3 protein-coding genes and 2 pseudogenes are annotated in these 2,552 nt (G+C 35.0%); 1 reads left to right on the top strand and 4 read right to left on the bottom strand.

The window, feature by feature from the left end; genetic code table 11:
- Positions 1 to 11 precede the first annotated feature (11 nt).
- A complete protein-coding gene (locus tag D6734_10760) occupies positions 12 to 422 on the top strand; it encodes a hypothetical protein (protein ID RMF93162.1) in 411 nt (136 codons plus the stop codon).
- A gap of 14 nt (positions 423 to 436) precedes the next feature.
- Here D6734_10760 and D6734_10755 read toward each other — a convergent pair whose 3' ends face one another.
- The 4 genes and pseudogenes from D6734_10755 to D6734_10740 form a co-directional block, all read right to left on the bottom strand.
- Positions 437 to 1,093 (bottom strand): PEP-CTERM sorting domain-containing protein, encoded by a 657-nt coding sequence (locus D6734_10755; protein ID RMF93161.1) that lies wholly within the window; start codon positions 1,091 to 1,093, stop codon positions 437 to 439.
- A gap of 302 nt (positions 1,094 to 1,395) precedes the next feature.
- Positions 1,396 to 1,789 (bottom strand): annotated as a pseudogene (locus D6734_10750) (type II toxin-antitoxin system VapC family toxin).
- Positions 1,789 to 2,020 (bottom strand): annotated as a pseudogene (locus D6734_10745) (CopG family transcriptional regulator). Before D6734_10745 ends, D6734_10750 begins: the two co-directional pseudogenes overlap by 1 nt.
- A gap of 177 nt (positions 2,021 to 2,197) precedes the next feature.
- The coding region (locus tag D6734_10740) for a hypothetical protein (GenBank protein ID RMF93160.1) at positions 2,198 to 2,552 on the bottom strand (355 nt) is incomplete at its 5' end.

Genomic DNA, 2,552 nt, shown 5'->3' with positions numbered 1-2,552 from the left:
CATTTATACTTATGCTTGCTATTGTTGCACCGGGAATTTCTTACATCAATGATAGAAAAAATGAATGGCACAACTCATCTGTTATAGTGCGCAATGTTGTGCAAACGATTAATAAAAGTACTTCTAATTTTTTGAAAGGTAAGAATCTATTTTTTATAAATATACCTGATAATGTTTTATCTCCAAATTCTTTTTTCCCATCATATATTTTTAGAAACGGATTAAAGGAAGCAATGGAGTTATTCGGGATGAATCAAGCGGCGTCGGTCAAGCTTTTGAAACTTAAAGGTGTAAAATGGCAGTGCGCTTATGAATTTGAAATAAGCATTGAAGACTTGAAAACTCTTCTTCCTGACAAGGAAAACATAGTTTTTATCTTTGATCCTATGAAAGGCACAATTGTCAGGATATCGAAATTATAGCTTTGGGGAAGTTATTACGATTTTTTTCTGATGCCTGTGTACGCCAATCCAGTGATTCCTAACAGTAGCATGCTTATTGTCGCAGGTTCAGGCACAGGCGAGGAAAGCGTGAAAGTATCGGCAACACCATCTCCGGCATTTTGAAAAGGTATAAGAAAATCGCCCTGAAGGCCTGAAAAGCTGAGTATTATACCGCCGGATGCGCCGTATCCGCCGAAAAGATTTTCAGCATCTGAATGGGTAACATCAAAGGTAAATTCAATGGGATCGCTTCCGCCCGTTGGGAAACCGACGCCCGTAAGGTTACCCGTGAGAAGGACTCCCGTAGTGTCCAATCCCAATGTTGGCACTTGTCCATTAATATTAATATATCCGCCCATAAATGTACCGTTAAAAAATTGAGCCATTAAATCAAACATTCCTCCCACAATGGGCTCTGCGGGGCCTACACCGTTATCGTCTAACTCGAGGGCAAATCCCTGAGCGGTAAAAATATCTCCGTCGAAATTAGTGTAGATGAAAGACGAGAATATGTCAGGTGTCTGCGGGGTGAGGTTTAAAGAAGTCGCTTCTGAATATGAGGCAAAGAGGAAAATTGCGCATATTAAGAATACTGACAGGGGTAGAAGTTGATTTAAAAAATTTTGTGAATTAAATATTTTTTTCTTCATAGTTATCACTCCTTTTTAATTAATTTTGCATTATTGTTTTTTTTTAAGAATTTGTGAGTATTTAATGAAAATTATGCAATATTTATGTCATTTTTCAAAGCAATATTTTGGCTAAGCCAACATATTGAAATAATGAATAATATTAAGGTTAACGCTTTTTTACAAATTAACGGTGAAAATAAAAAGTGTTTAATAATCCGACAGAAAATTGTTGTTTTTGATAAGTAATTGATTTGTGGAAAGATAATATGTTCAAAAAACCGACATTGATTGTTAGTCAATCAATTCTTGATTAATACTTACTAATACCAATCGACGACCTGCAGATTTTTTATTTGCTTAAATTCTTTAACTTTGTGACTGACCAATATCCCCCGGTTGGCTAAAGCAGTGCCGTCAATCACTATATCTATAAGGCCTATGGGAATGTCTTTTTTCTCTAAATTCATTCTTATTTCAGCAGAGCTTTTGGCCTCCTTTTCCATAAAATCGAGAATATTAACAATACGCATCAATTCTTTAAGCTGTTTTATTCTTTTTTTTAAGAGATACCGATTTCGCAATGTCCACTTCCAACTCGTATAAAACGATTGATGGAATTCCTATTTCTTTAGAAAATTTGCTCAACAAACCGTCTGCAACCTTGCCAATGCCTTTAGAATAATAAATTAATGTATTCGTATCGAGAATGTAGATCATAGCTTCTCTCTTTTTCTGTCTTTTCCGGCACTTCTTTTGATTTCTTCTGCAGTAGGTAAATCTTTCCAGGCGCCTGCAAGTTTTTTGACAGATTCAGGTCAATCATCGGATATTTTTTCCCTTGATTATTTTTGAAATCCATTTGCTCTGTGACATATTACTGTCCTTTGCCGCTTTGCGCATCTTCTCTTCGATGCTATCATCTAAATAAATAGTAACTTGCCACATAAAGTATCCTCCTCAAATATCATATATGTAAAATAATATGTATTAGGAATAAAGATCTCAACATAGTTTCGGGGACACTTTAGTTAATTATTATTACTTTTCTAAATTGCGATATTGCATGGTTGTATATGATTGGAATCGATGAACAATATCAGACAACGACAATGCAGATTAACATCATTTTTTATTCAAATAATTCCTCGTCCACTTATTGCTGTAGTAGATGCAGAGAGCTGTTATGATTAGGGTTGCCGCAATAATTACAACATTTATCCAATCAGGACCGCTGTCACCGTAGCCGAATAAAATATCTAAGAGAACTCTGAATAGAGATGAAAAAACAAACAAGCCCAAAAAGAGACCGGCAATGAATCCGACTATTGTCGAGTAGCTGAAATAAAGTTTTTTTACGGCATTTGATTTTTCTTTTTTGAATGAAGAATCAGGATCGTTATCTTTTTGACGGACATAGTTGAAAATTATTTGCGATAATATTGCGCAAACTGTTATTGTGATAATTTCAATCCACTTT

This window comes from Candidatus Schekmanbacteria bacterium (assembly GCA_003695725.1).
Taxonomy (GTDB): Bacteria; Schekmanbacteria; GWA2-38-11; order GWA2-38-11; family J061; genus J061.
The sequence above is the reverse complement of the archived record's forward strand: the minus strand, read 5'-3'. Positions and strand labels throughout refer to the sequence as shown.

Coding starts and splice junctions, on each gene's coding strand:
- D6734_10760 (RMF93162.1), top strand. CDS start 12: ATGCTTGCTATTGTTGCACCGGGAATTTCTTACATCAATGATAGAAAA.
- D6734_10755 (RMF93161.1), bottom strand. CDS start 1,093: ATGAAGAAAAAAATATTTAATTCACAAAATTTTTTAAATCAACTTCTA.